This is a genomic window from Bacillaceae bacterium S4-13-56 (assembly GCA_040191315.1).
Classification (GTDB): Bacteria; Bacillota; Bacilli; order Bacillales; family JAWJLM01; genus JAWJLM01.
This window is the reverse complement of record JAWJLM010000063.1, coordinates 1-21634: the sequence shown is the minus strand read 5'-3', so window position 1 is coordinate 21634 and position 21634 is coordinate 1. Positions and strand designations below refer to the sequence as shown.

The following is a 21634-nucleotide window of genomic DNA, read 5'->3' as shown; positions in this document are numbered from 1 at the left end:
CACACGTTTATATAGTAACACAAACTAACGTGTCAGTGGGCGTGTTGGTGGGGACGGTTCTCACCAACACAGTGGTCCTACCTATGTGTTATCTAGAAAAATGAATCGCTGCGCTATGGCAAAAAACAAAACTCTTCAATTAGACAAACTTTTGCGATTATCATAATGTTAAAAAGCGTAAGTATCTAAAAAAAAAAACCAAAAGATGAACCGCCATATTTCCCGCTGCAAAATCAAAAGTCCTTTTTAATATGAATTTTGTGACTGTTTCATGATGATTGAGTTTCTGTTCAAATAAAAAGTGAAGCTTCAACCAGTGGCGTCCCCACTGATCATTACCCACCCAAGGGCATAACCTAAAGGTCCTTGAACCAATCGGACATTACGGGCAGCCAACAATGAAGCAATGCTTCACCAACAAGGATGAAAATGGGAGTTTATCTTCACCTACACCTTTCATTTCACTTAAGACTTGAGGTAGGCTATTTCTGCCAGTTCACGTGCGATTAAAAAAGCGCAAGCGCCCTTCGAAACAAGAAAAGCACTTGTTTCTGCGAAGAAGCTCTAAGTCGCTTTCCTTACTCGGGGCAAAAACTTTGAAGAACATTCGATGAAGCTTTTTCGCTGAAGCTAGACAAATTTTATACTTTCTTGTAAAAAGAAATCCCAGCGGGCAGCAATGCTTTCCTTTGGGCTTTCTTACACGCAAAACTTCGATTGTTCCCTAATAGAACCGTCCCTATCAACACACTTATCAGCACATGCGCTAATTTTTTCACTTTTTCGACAAGAAATGAAGGGGTTGTATCTCTATGGGTATCTTATATATGTCAAAAAGTGCTCTTTTTTTTATATTTTTTCTATTTAATCAAAAATTTAGATAGAAAATCCTACAAAATGAGACACACCTTACAAAATATGTTAATATTAAATGCATATACTATTATAGGTACGCCTCACCTAGAAAAATAGTAAATGATATCGCTTGAGGTGATAGAAATGAAGGCATTAAGCAACGAACTTCTAATATTTTCTTATAATAAAGCCATCGAGCTAAAATTAGAAGCAGAATTTATTCTTATGTTAGAAGAAGAAATCCTCAGAAGAAATATTTCCACCAAAAATAATAATGTATCTTAACAGTCTCATCCCAATTCCCTCGTGTTATCAATGGATAAATACGAGGTTTCTTTTTTGAAAAATATCCATTTGAAGAATGCCCTGTCCTACTGCTATAATTTTTTAGTGAGAAAAATTAGTCGAGACAAAAGAGGATGATTTTAGTGGTGAATAATCATCATGTTTATGAGAAATTATTGTCCATCACATCAAAGGAGAATGTGATGGTTGATGAGCTTTTGAAGAATTATACGTATACAAAACTCGGAGGAAAAGCAGATTTTTTTGTTACCCCTTCCTCCATAAAAGAAGTGCAAGAAATTGTAAAACTGGCTAATAAAGAACAAATCCCTTTTACCTTACTAGGAAACGGATCAAACCTTATTGTAAGAGATGGTGGTATTCGAGGAATTGTCATGAGTCTTAAACGCTTTACTTCCATTAAAAGAGAAGGAAATTGCCTTATTGCAGAAAGTGGAGCAAGAATTATTGATGTTTCAAGAAAGGCACTGGAGGAAAATTTGACCGGCTTGGAATTTGCGTGTGGAATTCCAGGGACTGTCGGTGGAGCTTTATTTATGAATGCTGGCGCCTATGGAGGTGAAGTCAAAGACAGTCTACAGGATACCGTTGTGGTTAATCCCAATGGAGAAGTACTTACTCTCACCGTAGATGAATTAGACATGGATTATCGAACGAGTAACATACCTGATAAAGGATATATTGTGCTAGAAGCCAGGTTTAACTTGCAACCTGGTAAATACGATGAAATCAAAGCAGTCATGGATGACCTAACCTATAAGCGCGAGTCCAAACAACCGTTAGAATATCCTTCTTGTGGCAGCGTATTCAAGCGGCCCCAAGGATATTTCGCTGGAAAACTGATTCAAGATAGTGGGCTCCAAGGCAAAGGCATTGGCGGCGCAGAGGTATCCACCAAGCACGCAGGCTTTATCGTCAACAAAAATAATGCCACAGCATCAGACTATATAGCTGTCATTGAAATGGTCCAAAAAACAGTCAAAGAAAAATTTGGCGTAGAACTGGAACGAGAAGTAAAAATATTAGGAGAAGACTAAAAGGAAGCCGTGTTGGTGGGGACGGTTCTCACCAACACGGCTTTATGAAAAAACTATAAAATCTGGTTTCTGACATTGAACTGTGCACTTCGAATCGGTTCCTTACAAAATTACTTTATCCCTGGTTGGTTGGGCGAATAATAACTTCGTTTACGGCAACTCCTGATGGTTGAGAAATAGCATAATAAACGGCATTTGCTATATCTTCGCTAGTTAAGGAGGGGAGGTCTGGTGCTTCATATCTAGGTTTTACATCCTCATCGGTAATGAAATCCATTAACTCTGTTTGAACAACTCCAGGAGAGATACTTGTTGTCCTAATATTTGTATTGACTAACTCCTTATTTAACCCCTCCATGAAAATACGTGCCGCAAATTTTGTTCCACAATATACGGTGCCAGCTGGAAATACTCCATGACCTGCAACGGATGAGGTTGTAAGGATATGGCCACTATTTCTTTCTTTCATAAACGGCAATACAGAAGCAATTCCGTATAATACTCCTTTAATATTCACATCAACCATGCGATCCCACTCCTCAACCTTCAGCTTATCCATAAAGGATAACGGCATGAGACCAGCATTATTAAACATAACATCAATTTTCCCGTACGTTTTTATAGCAAACTGGGCTAAATCCTGCATTTGCTCATAAGAAGTTACATCTGTCACCTTGAATGTAGCTTCTCCTCCAGCCGATTCAATCTCAGCTTTTGATTGTTGAAGTCTATCCTCTCTTCTTGCTGCAAGGACGACTTTCGCCCCTTCTCCAGCTAGTTTTTTGGCAGTAGCCTGACCAATTCCACTGGAGGCTCCAGTAATAATCGCTACTTTCCCTGATAAAGTTTCCATAGTATTTCCTCTCCTTTTCAAAAAATTCAACCCTAAGTCTTTAAGTGTGTTGGTGAGAACCGTCCCTATCAGCACGACCTACCAACTTTTCAGCTATTCTAATGGCTGTAATCAGTGTATATTCCACTTTATTCAATCGGCGTTTTAAAGCGGTCTTCCATTCAAAAAATTGGTCCGTTCCTGCTTCTAGTTCTGACAAAACAGAAATATCTTTTAACAGAGGCAAAACAGGCTGGTTCATGGCTAAGTCCTGGTGAAAAGCATCACCATTTACATAATTCAGAGGAATGAGGGTGTGCGACAAGTCCAATAGCAATTTGTTTACTTCCTTAACCTCTTCCTCTGTCCATTCTCTTTCCATCAAAATTGCATTAATCTCAAATGCAAGTGACTCCAACCTACAGATGCGTTCCAATGCTAAGGATAAATTCAACTTGTCTTCAGCAATTTTAGCGTAATCTAACAATGCATTTTTTAATTCTCCAACTGCGGCAGCATGGTTGATGGATAACACTTTTCTTGTGCAGGCATCGAAAAGAACGGCGGTATAAACCTGGCAATCACGTTTTAAATTCTCTTGATCAATTTTGTCTAGGGTATCTTCGGTAGTGTGCCACCACCATCCAAACCCACCGGATTTAATTCCCCCAAATAATTTCACCAAAGTTTGGGATGCTACGTCGTCACTAATAGGTTGCTCGGATAAACCCATGAACAAGGCAGGAATACCTACACCCCAGAACGATTGGTCCCCACCACGTCCGAAGCGTTTACCAATAAACTTTTCACCCGTCAATGCTTCAACAAATGAACCTCCGTAATCCTTGGTCTCCTCCATACAATTACTTTCGCCTAATATCGTTGCACCTTTCCCTCCAACAGAATCGATATAAACATGAAGCGTACAATTCTCGTGTAAATCCTCCCAATGTGTATCACAATAGTTGGTGGATCCCGTATATCGACCATGGGAATGTCCAGACCAAAAAGCTAAACGAAGAGTCCGACGGAGAGGAACCTTTTGTTCAGTAAAAATACGAGCAACCTCCAGCATCGTCGCATTTGCACTCCCATTATCCATGGCCCCGTAATGCCAGGAATCGATATGGCCACTAAATAGGACAAACTTTTCAGGTTCAACATCCCCTTTTAATTCGGCCACTAAGGTTGGAATCTTCCTCCAACCAGTATCTACAACGGTTTTCATCTTAGCGGTTACCTGATCAGTAGCTTGGCTCAGTTTTCCCTTTAATAAATGACCTTCTTTTTCCGTAATGGAAAGGATAGGAATGGTGGGTAATTCTTTCTTGGTTTCAGGTGTTGGATTTCCCCAGACTCGAGAAACAATCATCTCATGAGTTATTGGGCCGTTGATAAAAATCCCACCGAGTGCATCCCCCTTTTCTATGAGTTCTACCGCACCTGGTGTAGCAATCCCTTCGGTTAACAAAATCTTCCCCGCAACATCCATATCAGCATGAACCTGTTTAACGTAAACAAGTCCACTTTCCAATCCCACATCTCCAGTTGAGGTAGACATCGAATGAGTGATACAAGGATAGGAATCGCCACCTACCTTTAATTCTGCAGATATGGGTAAGCTAATATACCCATCGTGAAAGGTCAATTTCGTTTCTAATCCCATTTGATCTAGTTGATCCTTTGCATACTGAAGGGCTCGTAGCTCTTCCTCCGATCCAGATAAACGTACTTCTTTTGTCATTTCGGCGATAAATTCCATCAATCTTTCTCCAGAAACTGCTTCGACTAACTGTTTATGTGTATCTGTCAACATGGCTTTCATCACTTAAGCTCCTTCTGAAAATAGCCACCTATAAGAGGCCTCTATTGCATTTTTCTACAACACAAAATCTTCTTTTTTTGTCTTCACACGTTCAAATGGTTTGAACTCCTTGCCTATTAATTCAGTAACGACATCAATAAAAGTATTTGTGGTATGCGGAGTATCATATAATTGTGTGAAAAACTGTGGTCGCTTTTCTTTTGGTACAGCGTCATACGCTAAACCAACCATCCAACGGCCGTAATAGTAACAAGGATAGTAGGTTTTCTGGATTGGATCAGAATAAAAACGGAAGCAGTTATTCGCTTCGATAGACGTTAAATTCCCAACTTGAATCATGTATTCAATTGATTCATTCTTTGTCATTTGATCTGTATTGTAAAGTACACAGGCATTGGTTTGAGCCATACGCTGCATATCAATGTAGTCACGAGCCAGTTTATATTGCTTTTCTGCTTCCAATGAAATGCCCTCTGTTTCTTCTTCATCACGATCCCAACCTAAGAAATGAAGGGCGCTTTCTGGTCCACCTTCAAACAAGGCATTCGTTGGACTATTAATTAAGTAATAGGAAGCTTCTAAAGGTAATTTCCCTTGTTGGTATAAATAATCCCAACGACAATAGAACGCTTGATGTCCAGGATATCCCTCGTGAGTCATGATTTGGCCAAGAACTGGCTCTGTCCAAGGACGGTCTATGTTAAATGTTAAATTTCCACGGAAGCCACCCACATATTTGGAATATCCACTCCAAAATACACCTCGCGTTGACTGAATGGTGTCAATGCCATCCTCTTTTGGTAAACCAATCACACGGTCTAATGTTCCAAGCTTACTTTTTTCTTTCATAGATTCCGCTACAGAAACAACTTGCTCCGGATCAATTAAGGTATCTTCATGCCACTTATCGGCTTTTTCCTTTAAGGTTCCTTTGTATCCAATATCTGTTAATCCTTTTTCCACTAGCTCTTTTTGCTTGGCAATCGTTTCATCAGTAATCAAGGAGGTTGGCAACTCTTGAATATTTAAAATGTACTCTGAATACGGAAGGTCATCGCCCTGGAGGCTTCTTCCAAAGTATCGATAAGCATTCACCATAGAGCGCAAGTATCTACCCTGATGTCCTTTCAGATCCTGAATAGCCGCTTCTACTTCGTCTATTTTTCGACCAATTTGATCAAAAGTGGTTAAGGATGATTTGACATCACTGTAACTTGCCGTTGCCACTTCCTGTTTATAAAGCTTTGAAGCTTGTTCATTCAGACTTAACACAATGTCGACGATCCCTTCACCAACTGGTTCAGTAGTCCAACGTAATACCATTTATAATACCTCCTTATTTTTAACTAGACCCCAAAACTTCTCTAAATCCTTACGTACAAGTTCGGTCAACATTTGAAAAAGCTGTTCACCTTTCTCGACAGAGGCTGCCCCTGCGTTTCCCGAGAAACCCTCAGGATATAAAATTTTTCCACCGTCTTTCATGCGGAATCTTTTTTGAATAGGGATTTCGTGGCTACCTACTCCATCGGTAAAAGCATAATTTTTATTAATGGCTAATACGAGGGAGGTTTCATCTTCACCTGCATGACCAGGTTCAGGAGCAATATGTTTAATCTCCTCTCGATAATCAATAAACCAGTTAATCGTTAATGTACTAACGCCTAAGTCTGCCAGTTTTTCAGTCACGATATCTAAGCTTGATATATTTCCACCGTGACCGTTAAATAGAATGATATGTTCAAATCCTTGCTGATAAAATCCTTTGCAAACCTCGAAAACATAATTCGAGAATGCTTCCGATGATATATCAATAGTTCCCGAAAATGGCGCTAGCCCCCACGAATGTCCATAGGTTACTTCGGGTGCCATTAACACCTGATCCCCTACTTCTGATTCTAATCTTCTTACAAATTCACGTGGTATTAAGACGTCTGTCCCAAGGGCACAGTGCGGACCATGGGCTTCGATCATTCCAATAGGCAGGAGTACCGTCTTGATTCTCCCTTGAATCTCTTTAAACTTTGTTACGTTCATCGTCATCATATCCACAAACGATCAGCTCCTTACCCCAAATTCCTACGAATCAGTTCAGCTAGCAAAGCAGCGCGATATGGTAGATTTTCTAAGAGAACATGCTCATTGGAAGCATGGGCACCATCTCCTACTGGTCCAAGCCCATCAATCGTCGGAACCCCGACACCAGCGGTAAAATTCCCATCACTTCCTCCACCGGAATCACCATGCCCGATATCATAGCCATGCTCTGCTACGATTTCCTTTATTTGTTCGTAGAGAGTCATCACCGATTCGGTTCGTTCAAGTGGATAACGATTAATGGAGCCAACTACTTCTACAGTTGTTCCCCGAATAAATGATGGGCGATGTAAGACAGCATTCTCTAACATATCGCCTTGATTTTTCGCTTGAAAACGGAGATCAATGTCTGCTTCGGCATAATCTGCGACTACATTTGTTCTAGTCCCACCAGACACGGTTCCAATATTTACGGAAATGCCCTCTTCCCTATTATCTATTTTTTTAAGATCAGCCAACTGAAGAGCAAGTTCGTCAATAGCACTGGCACCCGACCATGGATCAATACCTGCATGGACGGCTTTACCGTGCACTTTCAACTTAAATATCCCCATCCCTTTTCGGAATGTTTTTACATCACCATTTGGTGAGATGCTAGATTCGGGCACAAATACGAGTGAGCTTTTCTTAGCTTCCTCTTCAATAATCGCTCGAGAATGCTCACTTCCCACCTCTTCATCAGACGTAACCAAGAAAACGACTTTCCTTTTCCCAGTAATTCCCGCTTCTTTTAATGCTCTTAATGCCCACAAGGTACACGTTAAACCACCCTTCATGTCAAACGTACCAGGACCATATAGTTTATCACCTTCTCTTCGAATCGGTATCGCACCTTGATCCCAAACCGTATCATAGTGCCCGATGATTAAAATTTGTTCTTCCGCCCCTTCATTTCCACAAGTAAAGCGATATTGATTTCCCACTTCTTCTTTTTCGATGACATCAATAGCCCCACCAACTAATATTTCAAAGCTATTTTGTAAAACTAGACCACATTGATCGGTTAAACATTTGTTTCTAGAAGGCGACTCAGCCTTGACTAACTGAAGTAAAGTATCTTCCATATTGTTTTGATTGTTTTTTAAATACGTAAGTATGCTAGACATATAGAATATCACTCCTACTTGATAACCAACTTTGGCCATCTTTTCGTTTGGATTTGCTCCAATTCATAAGCAGCCTGCAATAACTCTTGATCACGAAAATGTGGGCCGACTAATTGCATCCCAATTGGAAGATCCTTCTTTGTGAAGCCCATATTTAATGTCACTGCTGGGTGTCCCGAAATATTAAATGGACCAGTGAACACCATCTCATTCAAATCTTCGCTACCAATCTCGGGATCCTCGGCCGGTGCCGGGAATGCAACGGTTGGTGTCAAGATGATGTCCACTACGCCAAATAAAGCAGAGATGGATTCCGTATAACGTTTCACATCTTCTAACCCATTTATATAATCAACTGCCAAATGACTCATGCCTTCTTCTAACTGCCTATAGGTTAATTCAGCATAATCATCTTTCAAATCCATCCAGTTTTGATGGATTTGTGCCGCCTCAGGTAAAAGGACATCCATTATTATTTGTTCTGTCCGATGCCATTCTTTCCACTTTATTTCAACAAGCTCCCATCCTAAGGACTCTACTTGTTTAACTGTTGATTTATATACTTTCTCAACTTCCAACGATAAATCTTTTAACTTTTCCGATGGTAAAACTCCAACTTTTAATACATTTAGCTTTTTAAACTTACCAAGATCAAGGGAACTGACAGAACTTTTAGCCGAATATGGATCCAGTGGATCATAGCCTGCAATTACATCGAGTACGACGGCCACATCCTTTGAACTTCGAGCAATAGGTCCTACATGGTCTAGTGTCCAAGATAATGGAAAAACACCACGGGTACTAACAAGTCCTCTAGTGGGCTTTAGTCCCACCATTCCACAATAGGAAGCTGGAATCCGGATAGAGCCACCTGTATCAGTTCCTAACGAAAAGTACCCCACTCCACTAGCTACCGCGGCAACTGAACCACTTGAGGAGCCACCAGATGTTTTCGTAATTTCCCATGGATTATTCGTTTGCCCATAATCTGGATGGACGATCCCATAAGCAAATTCAAGCATATTGTTCTTCCCAAAAAGAATAGCATTCGTCTCTTGTAACCTATTTAAAACAGTGGCAGTGTAATCTGGTTTATAATCTTTTAATATCCTTGATCCACATGTAGTAAGAATATTTTTTGTGTAAAATAAATCCTTCACAGAAAAAGGAACACCCGCTAAGATATGTAAATCTTCCTTTTTCAAAAACTTCTTTTCTACTACTTTTGCTTGGTGAAGAGCGTCTCCTCCAATATAGTGAGAAATGCATTTAACTTTGGTTCCAGTTCTTTCTGACGTTCTAATGTCTTTTTTAGGATTTCCACTGGAGAAACTTCCTTTTTTCGATATAAATCCGCTAATTCTAGCAAAGAAATATCCAGTAACTGGTTCATAACTTATGCCCCTACAGCTAATAGCGGATCATTATTATTGATGGCAAGGGAAGTAACTAAAAATAAAACTGCACCTTCTGTATCTGAAAAAACTTCCTTTACAGTGTCACCAAACTCATTGGTAAGCTTCCCTAACACCTGCCCTTTCTTAACTGTGTCCCCGATTTGGACAGCTGAATACCATAACCCTTGAATATCGGAACGATACCAATCAAACACCGAAATATAAGTAGATGGACTTTGTTTAACTTCTCCATCTAATACACCTATTGATGTCAAGATATTAAGTACACCCTTTTGTAGTTTCACAGAATTCTCTGAGGTTAAAATTCCTTGCTGTCCAGCCTCTGCAATGATTGCAGGTGTTCCTTGTTCAGCGGCACATCCGTAGGTTGAACCGGGAACCTGGCCTTTACTACCTATGACATAATCAATGTCAAAAAGCGAAGCCATTTCCTTGGATTTTTCAAGGATTCCATTGTCCTTGGTTACATGATAGATGGTAAAAGGAACCAGCGCTTCGATCATGTCCCCCCCATGGAGATCAATGACATAATCCACATTTTTAAAGACTGTTTCATTTATCCAATAAGCTAAACGCTCAGCATCAGAACCTTCTTTTTTTCCAGGAAACATACGATTTAAGTTTTTCTGATCTCTTGGATGTACATAAATACTTCGGGCATAAAACGAAGCAGGATTGGCAATTGGTAAAACGATGACATTTCCTTTTACCTGGGAAGGGTCTAGTTGTGTTCCAACTTTTTGAGCAGCATCAATAGAAGTATATTCACATCCATGAATACCACCCATAACTAAGACTGTTGGCCCATCTTCCATCCCATTGACTAAAAAGGCTGGCAATTTTTCTTCGATAGTTGGTAGTTCTAGGTAGTCTTTAACTTTTTCTCCTTCAGATGCAGATAGGTTTCCTATTTTCCATGTACTCATTAGCGATCTGTCCTTTCTATATGTCAGCTTAAACTACAAACTTAAAAACAGGGAAGGCGGCTGTTAGTTAACAACCGCTCCCATTACATTGTTACATTTTTATTGTTCTTTTGTGATTTTGTGGAATGGCACGTACCAAGTATTCATAGGATTTAGTTCATATCCTTGTACCCAATCTCTTACAGGTGCTTGTAAGTTTGGTTGAGCAACGAAGATATAAGGAACTTCTTCAGCCATGATCTCTTGAATCTTCTTATAGTTTTCTTCTCGTAAAACTTCGTCTGTATTGGTTCTAGCTTCTTCTAATAATGCATCCACTTCACTATTTTCAAAGAATGCTAGGTTGAAACCGGGACCTTTACTTGAAGAATGCCCAAAGTACCATAAGTTGTAATCTGGATCTGGATAGTCTGGTGTCCAAGAAACTAGACCAAAGTCATGTTCCCCATTGGTTACAAGATCTAAGAATGTCGGCCATGCATAGGTCTTAATTTCTAAGTTAATTCCAACCTTTGCAAGGTCAGATTGTAGCAATAAGGCAGTGTTACTACGGACTTCGTTATTTTCAGAAATAGCGATTTCAAGGTTGATTTCTCCTTCTTCATAACCTGCTTCCTCAAGAAGTGATTTTGCCTTATCAAGGTCATAATCATAAAGTTTAGCATCTGGGTTATAACCAAACATACCAGCTGGTACTGCTCCACCAATACGCTCAGCTTCTTCTAGATAAACACTTTCTAGCAATGCTTCGTAATTAATACTATGAGCAATTGCTTGACGAACCGCTTTGTCAGCTAGTACACCACTTTCAATATTCATCGGCATGTAGTCAATTTGGTAACCTGTAGATTTTTTAATCCTAATTCCTTCTGTTCCTTCCATATTTCCAAGTACTTCAGGAGAAATCATCGTGTTATCAAGTAAATCAACTTCTCCTTTTTCTAACATAAGGCGTGCAGTCGATGGCTCAGAAACAAACAAGACATTTACAGTTTCCATGGTTGGAGCTTCTCCCCAATAATCTGGATTAGCTTTTAGTACAAGCTTTTCTCCACGGTCCCAGCTTTGAAGAATATATGGACCAGATCCAAGCTCTTTTTCTGCTAAGAAACCTTCTCCATAATCATCTCCATGATTTTCTGCTAATGCAGGGTTAATGATGTTTCCAAACACAGTTCCTAAGGTACTAATAAATGGTGCGAACGGCTTTTTCAAAGTAATCTTAATGGTCTTGTCATTGACAACTTCAAAGCTAGTTTCAGGATCAATTACCTTGTTAAAAATACCTGCTGCCGATTTTCCTAATTCGATGGCACGAGTATATGAATATTTAACAGCCTCTGCTGTGACTGGAGTTCCATCATGGAAAGTTGCATCCTCTTGTAGATAGAATGTGTAAGTTAATCCATCATCAGAAATATCCCAATCCTTCGCCAGCTGTGGTTGTGGCTCAGTTGATGTACCATCATATGTTACTAAACGATCATATAACATGTACGTGACACGGAATGATGTATTTGCTGCAGAACCATGTGGATCTAAGTGTGGAATATCCTGGTTTGTGGCAAAATTGAATACATCCGCATTAAAATTTTCATTAGTAACTGGTGGAGATTCGGAATTATCGTTGTCAGCTTGTTCATTGTTTGTTCCATCCGTATTTCCACTAGCATTTTCTTCTTGGTTGTAATTGTTACATCCAACAAGCGTTACTAAAGCAAGAACCAAAAGCAAGACCATTTTCAACCATTGATTTTTCAATTTCATCTGATTTCCCCCTTGAATTTTGAATAAATGGATTGACACGCTATGAAATTTAAGTGTAATCGGTCCCCCTTTCAAAGAAATATTTATGAAAAATAGATTGCTAACGTTGTTTAGGGTCAAGAACATCATTCAATCCATCACCAAGTAAATTGAATCCTAATACAGTCACTAGAATTGCAATACCTGGGAAGGTCGCCGCCCACCATGCATCCCTTAATATCTCACGACTGTTGGAGAGCATGGCCCCCCACTCTGGTGATGGAGGTTGTGCACCAAGACCAATGAAGCTTAGCCCAGCTGCAGCTAAGATAACCATTCCTAAATCAAGAGAAGCTTGAATGGTTGCTGGAGCAATGGAATTTGGAATAATTTCTTTAGAAAGGATTCGAAATGGGTTGGCACCCAAGGCTCGGGATGCTTCAATAAACTCCGAGTTTTTAATCGATAATACCGATGACCTAACAATCCGCGTGTACCATGGCCACCAAGTCACTGCAAGTGCCAGTAGTACGTTTTCAATCGAAGGTCCTAATGCAGCAGCAATGGACATGGCTAAAATGATTCCTGGGAAGGATAAAAAGATATCGGTCGTCCGCATAATGATTTGATCTACTCTTCCTCCAATATAGCCTGCAATGGCTCCTAGAACCGTTCCAATTGGAAAGGCGATAGCAACAACTAATATTCCTATTCGTAAGGAAATCCGAGTACCATATACGATTCTGCTAAAAATATCCCGTCCTACTTCATCCGTCCCAAAATAATGATCAGGACTTGGCCCTTCTAATTTACTAAGTAAATCCACTTCGGTCGGGCTATGAGTGGCAATAGATGGAGCAAAGATGGCTGTTATGATAATAATGAAAACTATAATAAGCCCTACCACGGTCAATGGACTTCTAAAAATTCTACCAATCACGTGTAACCCTCCCTTTTAGTCATGTTTTAATCGTGGATCAATAAAGAAGTACAAGGTGTCTATTATGAGATTAACCAGTATGAACATGACGGCTATCAACATCGTTACTCCCATGACAGCCGGAAAGTCTAGATAATTAATTGCATTAACTGCATATTTCCCAAGCCCTGGCCAAGAGAATACGGACTCAACAAGGACACTTCCTCCTAAAGCATGCCCAAAAGCCATTCCTAGTAAGGTAATCACTGGCATAACTCCATTTCTTAATGCGTGGCCATAAAGGACTCGATTTTCTGATGCCCCTTTCGCATGTGCGGTACGGATATAATCACTTTTTAATACCTCCAACATGCTGGAACGAGTCATTCGGGTAATCATTCCAATAGTAATTGCGGCCTGAGTTATACCTGGTAAAACCAAATGCATGACTGCTGATTTCAACACTGGCCAATTTCCAGTTAACAATGCATCTACAGTGTACATCCCTGTAATGTAATCCGGTGGGCTTATCCCACTATCCAATCGACCTGACCCTGGGAAAACCCCTAATTTTAAATAGAAAAATAATAGGAACAATAGCCCGAGCCAGAAGGCCGGCATTGCAACCCCCATAAGGGCAAAGACCCTCGTAATTTGATCAGCTATTTTATCCTTTCTACTCGCACTAATAATCCCAAAAGGTATTCCTATCAACAAGGTGATAATCATGGCAAACATAGTTAATTCTAATGTAGCTGGGAAATATCGAACTAAATCTTCAATAACAGGTCTTTGGGAATACGTACTTTTTCCTAAATCTCCTTGAAAAATACCTGCCATATATCTTCCGTACTGCACGTACATTGGGTCATTTAATCCCATTTCCTCTTGGAGAGCTGCTAGGGTTTCCGGCGTGGCTTTTGGACCTAAAATTAACCTTGCAGGATCACCGGGAATAGTATTTGAAATGGTGAATGTTAGTATACTAATTCCGATAAGGATCGGTATCATTAACAAAAGCCGTTTTGCAACAAATCGTAAGGAATCCATCTCAGTACTCCCTTCTATTATTTAGTCATAATTTTCAAACTATTTTTCTTAAAAAAAGTAGACTGTCCGTTCATTTCTATCGTTTTTTCCAAAGTTAGCCTACACACGAATACATGCTGCAAAGTGGTCTTTTGCTTTTGCTTCAAGATTCGGAGTGACTTCTTTACATTCTTTAGTCGCCATTGGACATCTAGTATGAAAAGCACATCCCGTCGGAGGATTAGATGGGCTTGGAAGATCCCCTTGTAATATTATCCTTTCCCTTTTCTGAATTGGATCTGGTATAGGTAAAGCTGATAAAAGGGCTTTTGTATAAGGGTGAATCGGATGTTTATAAAGCTCTTCCACATCGGCGATTTCAACCACTTTTCCTAAATACATCACAGCCACCTTATCGGAAATGTGCTGGACAACCGATAAATCATGGGAAATGAACATGTAGCTTAAGTTCATCTCTTGCTGAAGCTCAAGCATAAGATTTAATACCTGCGATTGAACCGAAACATCTAAGGCTGAAACTGGCTCATCAGCTATAATTAGCTTTGGATTTAGGGTTAGTGCTCTTGCAATACCAATCCTTTGTCTCTGCCCCCCACTAAATTCATGTGGGTAATCTTTCAGCTGCTCCTTACGTAGGCCAATCTTGTCCATCAATTCTTCGACAATTTCTTTTCGCTTTTTTCTTGGACCTACATTATGAATAATGAGTGGTGCCTCTAAAATCTGACGGATTGTATTTCTTGGGTTAAGGGACGCATAAGGATCTTGAAACACAATTTGCATCTCTTTTCGAAGCTCCTTCATCTGCTGCGAATTCATGCCCGTTACTTCTTTTCCATTAAACTTAATACTCCCCTCAGTGGGGTCAACTAACCTAAGAACAGCACGACCAAGGCTAGATTTCCCACAACCGGATTCACCAACAATTCCTAACGTTTGCCCCTCTTCAATTTCTAAATTAACTCCGTCCACAGCTTTCACAATCGTTTTATGACTTAAGAAACCTTTTTTACTTGTGAAGTACTGTTTCAGATTGGTTACTTCCAATAGTGCCATCCTTAAATCCCTCCTCCTCATCGTAGAGCCAGCATGCAGTATGGTGATCACCATTGATCTGTGTCATTTCTGGTAAACTATCGCGGCAAATATCCATGGCATGCTTGCAACGATCTACAAAGCGACAACCCGTTGGCATTTTTTCCGGTGCCGGAACAGTACCTGGAATGGACCCCAGCTTGTGCTTTCGTTGTCCAAGCTTTGGTATCGACTGAAGCAAGCCTTGTGTGTAAGGATGCTTCGGGTTTTGGAATAACTCAACTACCGGAGCTTGCTCGACCACTTTTCCTGCATACATTACTACCACTCTGTCACAAACCTCTGCAACCACTCCCATGTCATGTGTTATCATAATGATTCCCATTTGAGTATCTTGTTTCAGCTTGTTCATCAGTTCCAAAATTTGTGCTTGTATGGTAACATCCAAGGCCGTTGTTGGCTCATCACAGATGAGTAATTGTGGTTCACAAGCCATCGCAATGGCAATCATGATTCGCTGTCTCATCCCACCAGAAAGCTGATGTGGATATTCATCAATCAATTCCTCTGCACGAGGTAAGCCAACGTCTCTTAATAATTCGAGCACCCGCTGTCTTCGTTCCTTCTTACCCATTTTTGTATGCAAAATAAGGGACTCTTCTATTTGTGCTCCTACAGTGTGAAGTGGATTTAAGGAGGTCAATGGATCCTGAAAGATCATTGACATTTGGTTTCCACGGATTCTCTCCATTTTTCGTTTAGAAAAACTCGTGATTTTCTCGCCATCTAATTGAACTTCACCTTCTAGTCGAGCTTTCTCTGGTAATAACCGCATAACAGACAAGGCAGTCATACTTTTTCCGCAACCTGACTCTCCTACAATTCCGACTGTTTCCCCTTTATTCACTTGGAAAGAAACCTGGTCTAAAATCCTAGAATACTTTCCTGCCCTCTTTAAAGAGAGTGACATGTTATTAACATCTAAAAGCATTTCTACACCGCCCTTTTCTATTATTTCACCGGGGCCATTCGAGAAAGATCCTTTAACGCCTCTCGATAATGGTCTGAGAAAACTTGCCTAATTTTCTTTTTATCCTTTGTTCTTAACACCTCAAGTAGAATTCGATGATTTTCAACCACCTGCTCGACCCGTATCGGTACTCGATTAGCAACTGTTAAATACATCGCCCCAACTTGGGTATCTAAATTTTTATGGATGGTAATCAATCGGTTATGACCTGATGCTTGAACGATTGTCCCGTGAAAAAGAATATCGCATTGTGCCTGTCTCTCTAAATCTTGCTCCATCATTGCATGGTAAAAATTTTCGATATATCCTTCTAATTTCTGAAAATCCTCTTCTTTTAAATGATCTAAGGCAACCTGTGCTGCCTCCCCTTCTAATAAGGCTCTTAACGTATAAATTTCAAAAGTATCTTGCTCTGATAAGGTAGTTACAAAAGTTCCCTTATTTGTTTCATGCTTAATTAGTCCTTCATTCTGGAGAAGCTTCAAGGCTTCGCGAATGGGTCCTCTGGAAATGTTGAACTGATCGGCCAGCTGCACTTGATTGATTCTATCACCTGCTTTCAACTCTCCATTGAGTATCATTTTTCTAATAATTTTCGCTACGTCATCTGATAGATTTCGATTATCCAATATCATGGTTTTCCACTCCTAAATGAACTTGCTTTATTGGAAAGAGATTGATAGATTTGCTTGAGCTCGTAAAGATTGTCCCAACTCATCTGTCTTGCTCCCATTTCAATCTCTTTAATTCCTAGTACGAGTGCTTGCAACAGAGGAGTATGAACTTGATATTTTTCTCCAATTTCAAGGATAGGCACGAGTTGTGCATCCACCTCTGTCTTTCGTTTTCTTACGGCTAAGTCCCGCCAAATTCCACTCTTTGTTTTCTTATTAGTAGCCATTCGGTGAGCCAACTTTTCTAATTGTTGATTCAATACATTCTCATCACGCTTTTCTCTGGGATAAACAAGAGTCGGTTCCCAGTCATCAAATCCTAGTGGAGCAACTCCTTCCTTTTCCGCTATTTCAAGTATTTCTGAACAGATCTCCATTAAGGTTTCTCGTAAATCCAGCTTTCTAACAACTGCCGCCATCGTGTCATCAACCAATGCGGTTGCATAGAGCAAACCAGCATAGGACATCTTCCCCCAAAGGTAACCCCAAATATTGTCAGTAACTTGAGCTGGCCCCCAACATTGAAGTTTATCTTTTAAGTCAACGATTCTAGTGGTCACTTCCCCATTCAGTTCTCCAAGGTATAACGAAGCAACTCCCCCATATAAAATTTTGCCTGGCTCTATATAATCTGCTGAAAAGTTTACAAAACATCCGATGGTTCTTGTCTTTCCAATTAACTTTGCAATTTGATGTTCACATAAACCGTTTTGTAAGGAAACAACTTGTGAATTTTCATGGAATAACGAGATTAAGGGTTTTAAGGCAGATTCAGTATGATGGGCTTTGACACAAAGGAATACGGTATCTAATGGTTGTTTTTTTTCAAGTAATTGTTGTGGAGTAAAAGCTGGTGCTTTTATGGTAAAGGTTTCATCAGGGCCTTCAATGGTCAGCCCCTCTTTATTTATTTTGTTAACATGGGGTTCTGCTATATCGCAAAAAACAACTTCATGGCCTTCGCGAACTAAGTATGCTCCAAGAACACCGCCAATGGCCCCGGCCCCTATAATAGTAATTGACATGAGGTTCCCTCCTAGAAAAGTTGTAGTCCTCCATCTGCAGAAATGACCTGCCCACTTACATATCGAGCAAAATCTGAAGCGAAAAACAGAACAGGATATGCAATATCTTCTGGATTACCCAGCCTTTTGACTGAAATCGAATCAACTAGTCTTTCTTGCTCTTCTTTTGTCATGGCTTCCCATTGTTTTTGTGTAGAAGGGTTAGATAACACAAAACCCGGAGCAACATTATTTACGGTAATACCATATTGCCCAAGCTCTCTTGCCATCTGTCTCGTAAAACCAATCTGACCCGCTTTCGCACTAGTATAGGCTTGAATTCCGGTTAAACTGCTACTTCTACCAGCCCCACTAGAAATATTGACGATTCTTCCGTAGTTTTTCTCTTTCATATATGGGGTGACCGCACGAACCATATAAAACGCTGATTTCAAATTCACATCTATAACTTTTTGCCACTCCTCGTCACTTACATTCTCCACTGGCTGATGTACTTGCCCAACAACACCTCCAGCTACATTCACTAAAATATCAATCTGGTTATTCTGTTTGATCACATCGGTAATAAAGTTGTTTATCTGACTGGAGTTTGTAACGTCACAAACGTATGTAGAAACTTTTCCTGTTGAGGACACCTTTTCGATTTCTTGTTTCGATTCAGTTAGTGGCTCTTCTAAAATATCCGTTGCAACTACAGTTGCGCCACGTCTAGCAAATTCCTTACATATGGATCTGCCAATCCCATGGGCCGCTCCTGTAACAACGGCAACCTTTTTTTCAAAAGTTAACTGTAAACTGTTAACACTTTGTTCCAAAGTAACGTCCCCTTTATTTATTTTTTTCTATTATATAGTCTATTTATCTGATTTGCAATAATTTTTAGAAAATTTATTTTATTTGGACACGTTGTTACCGTTTACAATTTTCGACATCCTTTACGGCTCTAGATGGTGTCTACTTCGGATGCAAATGAGAAAAATAATTGGGACATTATACGCCCTTCCTATTTATCTAAATAAAGTGAAACTTCAATCAGTTGCCGTCCCCACTGATTGTCAGCACCCAAGGGCATGACATAAAGGCCCTTGAACCAATCAGACATTTACGGGCAGCTATCCCCCACCTACTCTTGTCGTTTCACTTAAGACTTTAAGTAGGGGTTTTACTCCCATGAAAATAAAACATTAAATTTTGCATCCTTGCTGGTGATGTCTGCTTCATGGTTGGCTGCCCGTAAATGCGGGATTAGAAAAGCGCAAGCGCCCTCGATCATCGACGTAAGGCGGTGGACCTCATCGAGCGAGATAAAGGAAACACGGTTCACGAAGTGAATCGATGTTGACTTATCGATGGAGAGGAGGGAACCGACTCTAGTCGATAGGGCGCTGGAGCTAGACAAATTTTATACTTTTGTATCTTGTAAGAAAACTTGGCATTCGCCAAGCCTTTGTGGCGAATGCCTTAGTTGCACTTATGCAGTTAGGAAAGTTTTATACTTTCCTATCTGTTAAAAAAAGAAAGCTGGTCTTTTTATACCAACTCCCTTTTTGATCCTTCTCATTAAATAGAAATATAAATGTGTAGTAGGATTCGTTGAGGTCTGTCCCTATCAACACGATTTCAGCACCCAGAATGGCTCTAAAATCAAGGTTAAGTGTGTTGGTGAGAACCGTCCCTATCAGCACATTAGCTCTTGATAAACCTTTTTAATAATAAGGTCCGCGTTGGTGATTCCACCTGTGTAAATCATTGGAATGTTGTGATTTGCAATGATTGGTTTAATTTTGTTGCTCATCGTGTGGTTGTTGTAAGTTTCATCATAGATAATACAGTCATAGTTTTTAAGGAAATCTAGGTCTATATTTTTGTCCTCAGGTGAAAAATATAGATATCCCGGGAAATGCTGCGCTAGTTTTGCGCGCCAGTTATCCGTTCCTCCTATGACAACCCCTTTTTTAGAGTTTAAGTAATCAACCATTTCCTGTATAGGGGGATCTTCCCTACTGGTAGTCAGCAACTTCTCGAAATCTTTCAGTTTACTTTCTAATCTATTTTGTTCGCCTTCAATACTTCGGATTTTTTCTAAAAGTTCCTCAATGGTATTATTTTTCTTGCTGGCTTGCTTTTCTAAATCAAAGATGGTTGATTTTAATTTCTCATTTTGATTTTCTAATCTTTGAATTTTCGTTTCCTTCTGACCTTCCTCTTTTTCTACCTGTTCGAATTTTGACTCATATTCCTTTTTCACCTTATTTACTTCATAAAAAAGTTCATCTGAGAATTGAACAATATACCTCTCCTTTGTGGCAGAGTAATCTTTGGCCAAGGAAAAAAGGATTAAATAGCTCCCAAACATTTCGTATAAATCTTCTTCCGTATAATTTTCTCCAAGCTGGATCAGACAAAACGTTATAATTTCTTTTAATTGGTCATGGGTGATCGTCGTTATATTCTGTAAGTCAACGGGATGAATGTTAAACTCCTGGAGCATGAGGGAGATCTTGTTTATCCCTATCATGAAAGGATGCTTTGCCATTATCTCCTGAATTTGCTCCAGATGACTCTGCAGATTTATATTTAAGTTCAGCTCTTCCGCTACAATTTCCTGATGAATACTATTGATATCAATAAGAAAATTATTTAACGGTGAAAAAAAGTCCTTTTTGTGAGCACCTATATGTTTATATCTTTCGAGAAAATCTTGCGCGTGTTCTGATATGGAAAATTCATTTTTTAGTGGATTAAAAATTTGAGCAAACGAACCATTCATTAACTCTACATCCAAATCATCATACACAATCTGAATGTCTAATTCTCTACAAAAATAGAGCGCTATCCCAAATATATGAGCGGAATGAACAGACTTCCTTAACCTCTTCTTCTTTACATAATCTAAATAGGTATCCCTAAGCTCATATAGGTCCACGACTTGTTTATTTTTCATATAATTGTAAACCTGTTTATAGCCTTTTTTAATCAATTTCAACGTTATTTCATGGGCCGCATGTTCTTTTTCATCTAAATAAATACCAATAAATTGTTGAATGGCCTTATAGTTGGAAATGGACAAACATGTGATTCTCTCATTATTATAGTAAGGACTTTCTTTAAACAGTCTAAAATAATAACTCTTGTTCTGTTCATAAAATCCCTGTATATCTGGGTGAATATACTGCCTTGATCCAACGGCAAGGGTAATCAGCATATCAAAGTCGGGAATATTTAAAAGGTTTATAAAATTGGAAAAGTCTGTAACCTTCCTTGCTCTATTGATCACCATGATTCCCCCATTTTGTTGAGATCTTTTTTGTTAAGCAGCATGTCACCGATAGTTTTAGTATATCATGCTTAGATGTGTCCGTTTAGGCATTCAAAGAAAAAAAGAGTGGCTGAGTCTTGAAGATTCTCAGCTCTTTAGAACTTATTTTGCTGGGCTTTGTAGAATTGGTCCTACAAAAATTAGGTTTATTTCGATTAATTATTGAAGTGGTATGTTGGCGAAGTCATGTTAAAATAAAAATATATATTTGGAATAAATGGGTTAATAGTAACTTAATGGGTATTTATTACCACTTTCACCTTTGACGCTCTAAGAAATGTGGTTCATTCTGGGTTATTATTACTATTTCGAGCCTTGATTCCCTCTGAAATATGTTTCATCTCCTCTATGATTACTTTTTTAGGATTCGAAACCAATATAACTCTTCGATTTATGACTTCATCCCTTCCATGAAGACCATAACCAACTATAAA

19 protein-coding genes are annotated in these 21634 nt (G+C 39.5%); 2 read left to right on the top strand and 17 right to left on the bottom strand.

Annotated features, from left to right (window positions below; genetic code table 11):
• The first annotated feature begins 975 nt into the window (after positions 1-975).
• Positions 976-1140 carry a sporulation histidine kinase inhibitor Sda gene (gene sda / locus RZN25_14515; GenBank protein ID MEQ6378029.1) on the top strand — a complete coding sequence of 55 codons (165 nt, stop codon included), beginning with the start codon at positions 976-978 and terminating at the stop codon, positions 1138-1140.
• 143 nt (positions 1141-1283) lie between these two features.
• Complete coding sequence (murB, locus tag RZN25_14510) at positions 1284-2198, top strand: UDP-N-acetylmuramate dehydrogenase (protein MEQ6378028.1); 915 nt, start codon at positions 1284-1286, stop codon at positions 2196-2198.
• Between the two features lie 115 nt (positions 2199-2313).
• On the opposite strand, the gene RZN25_14505 is transcribed toward murB, so the two are convergent.
• The 17 genes from RZN25_14505 to RZN25_14425 all read right to left on the bottom strand — a co-directional run bounded on the left by RZN25_14505 (position 2314) and on the right by RZN25_14425 (position 21158).
• Positions 2314-3051: an SDR family oxidoreductase gene (locus RZN25_14505; protein ID MEQ6378027.1), complete on the bottom strand. Its 738-nt coding sequence runs from the start codon at positions 3049-3051 to the stop codon at positions 2314-2316.
• A gap of 40 nt (positions 3052-3091) precedes the next feature.
• The gene (locus tag RZN25_14500) at positions 3092-4855 is read right to left on the bottom strand and encodes a M28 family peptidase (protein MEQ6378026.1); all 1764 of its coding nucleotides are present in this window, start codon (positions 4853-4855) and stop codon (positions 3092-3094) included.
• 54 nt (positions 4856-4909) lie between these two features.
• Positions 4910-6178, bottom strand: coding sequence for a hypothetical protein (locus RZN25_14495; protein ID MEQ6378025.1), 1269 nt, complete (start codon positions 6176-6178; stop codon positions 4910-4912).
• Positions 6179-6901 (bottom strand): creatininase family protein, encoded by a 723-nt coding sequence (locus tag RZN25_14490; GenBank protein MEQ6378024.1) that lies wholly within the window; start codon positions 6899-6901, stop codon positions 6179-6181.
• A 20-nt stretch (positions 6902-6921) separates the two neighbouring features.
• The gene (locus RZN25_14485) at positions 6922-8058 is read right to left on the bottom strand and encodes a M20 family metallopeptidase (protein ID MEQ6378023.1); all 1137 of its coding nucleotides are present in this window, start codon (positions 8056-8058) and stop codon (positions 6922-6924) included.
• Positions 8059-8072: 14 nt separating this feature from the next.
• Entirely contained in the window at positions 8073-9311 is a 1239-nt protein-coding gene (locus tag RZN25_14480; GenBank protein ID MEQ6378022.1) for an amidase, read from the bottom strand.
• Positions 9278-9451 carry a hypothetical protein gene (locus tag RZN25_14475; protein ID MEQ6378021.1) on the bottom strand — a complete coding sequence of 58 codons (174 nt, stop codon included), beginning with the start codon at positions 9449-9451 and terminating at the stop codon, positions 9278-9280. Before RZN25_14475 ends, RZN25_14480 begins: the two co-directional genes overlap by 34 nt.
• 3 nt (positions 9452-9454) lie before the next feature.
• Entirely contained in the window at positions 9455-10402 is a 948-nt protein-coding gene (locus RZN25_14470; protein MEQ6378020.1) for a M14 family metallopeptidase, read from the bottom strand.
• Positions 10403-10501: 99 nt separating this feature from the next.
• Positions 10502-12169 carry an ABC transporter substrate-binding protein gene (locus RZN25_14465; GenBank protein ID MEQ6378019.1) on the bottom strand — a complete coding sequence of 556 codons (1668 nt, stop codon included), beginning with the start codon at positions 12167-12169 and terminating at the stop codon, positions 10502-10504.
• Positions 12170-12269: 100 nt separating this feature from the next.
• A complete protein-coding gene (locus RZN25_14460; GenBank protein MEQ6378018.1) occupies positions 12270-13088 on the bottom strand; it encodes an ABC transporter permease in 819 nt (272 codons plus the stop codon).
• 15 nt (positions 13089-13103) lie between these two features.
• Complete coding sequence (locus RZN25_14455; protein MEQ6378017.1) at positions 13104-14117, bottom strand: ABC transporter permease; 1014 nt, start codon at positions 14115-14117, stop codon at positions 13104-13106.
• A gap of 99 nt (positions 14118-14216) precedes the next feature.
• Complete coding sequence (locus tag RZN25_14450) at positions 14217-15173, bottom strand: dipeptide ABC transporter ATP-binding protein (GenBank protein ID MEQ6378016.1); 957 nt, start codon at positions 15171-15173, stop codon at positions 14217-14219.
• Positions 15127-16143, bottom strand: coding sequence for an ABC transporter ATP-binding protein (locus RZN25_14445; GenBank protein MEQ6378015.1), 1017 nt, complete (start codon positions 16141-16143; stop codon positions 15127-15129). The genes RZN25_14450 and RZN25_14445 overlap by 47 nt, the downstream gene beginning before the upstream one ends.
• 20 nt (positions 16144-16163) lie before the next feature.
• Positions 16164-16817, bottom strand: coding sequence for a GntR family transcriptional regulator (locus RZN25_14440; protein MEQ6378014.1), 654 nt, complete (start codon positions 16815-16817; stop codon positions 16164-16166).
• The gene (locus RZN25_14435; GenBank protein ID MEQ6378013.1) at positions 16814-17881 is read right to left on the bottom strand and encodes a 2-dehydropantoate 2-reductase; all 1068 of its coding nucleotides are present in this window, start codon (positions 17879-17881) and stop codon (positions 16814-16816) included. The genes RZN25_14440 and RZN25_14435 overlap by 4 nt, the downstream gene beginning before the upstream one ends.
• An 11-nt stretch (positions 17882-17892) precedes the next feature.
• Complete coding sequence (locus RZN25_14430; GenBank protein ID MEQ6378012.1) at positions 17893-18696, bottom strand: SDR family NAD(P)-dependent oxidoreductase; 804 nt, start codon at positions 18694-18696, stop codon at positions 17893-17895.
• An 863-nt stretch (positions 18697-19559) separates the two neighbouring features.
• Positions 19560-21158, bottom strand: coding sequence for a hypothetical protein (locus RZN25_14425; GenBank protein ID MEQ6378011.1), 1599 nt, complete (start codon positions 21156-21158; stop codon positions 19560-19562).
• Positions 21159-21634: the final 476 nt, after the last annotated feature.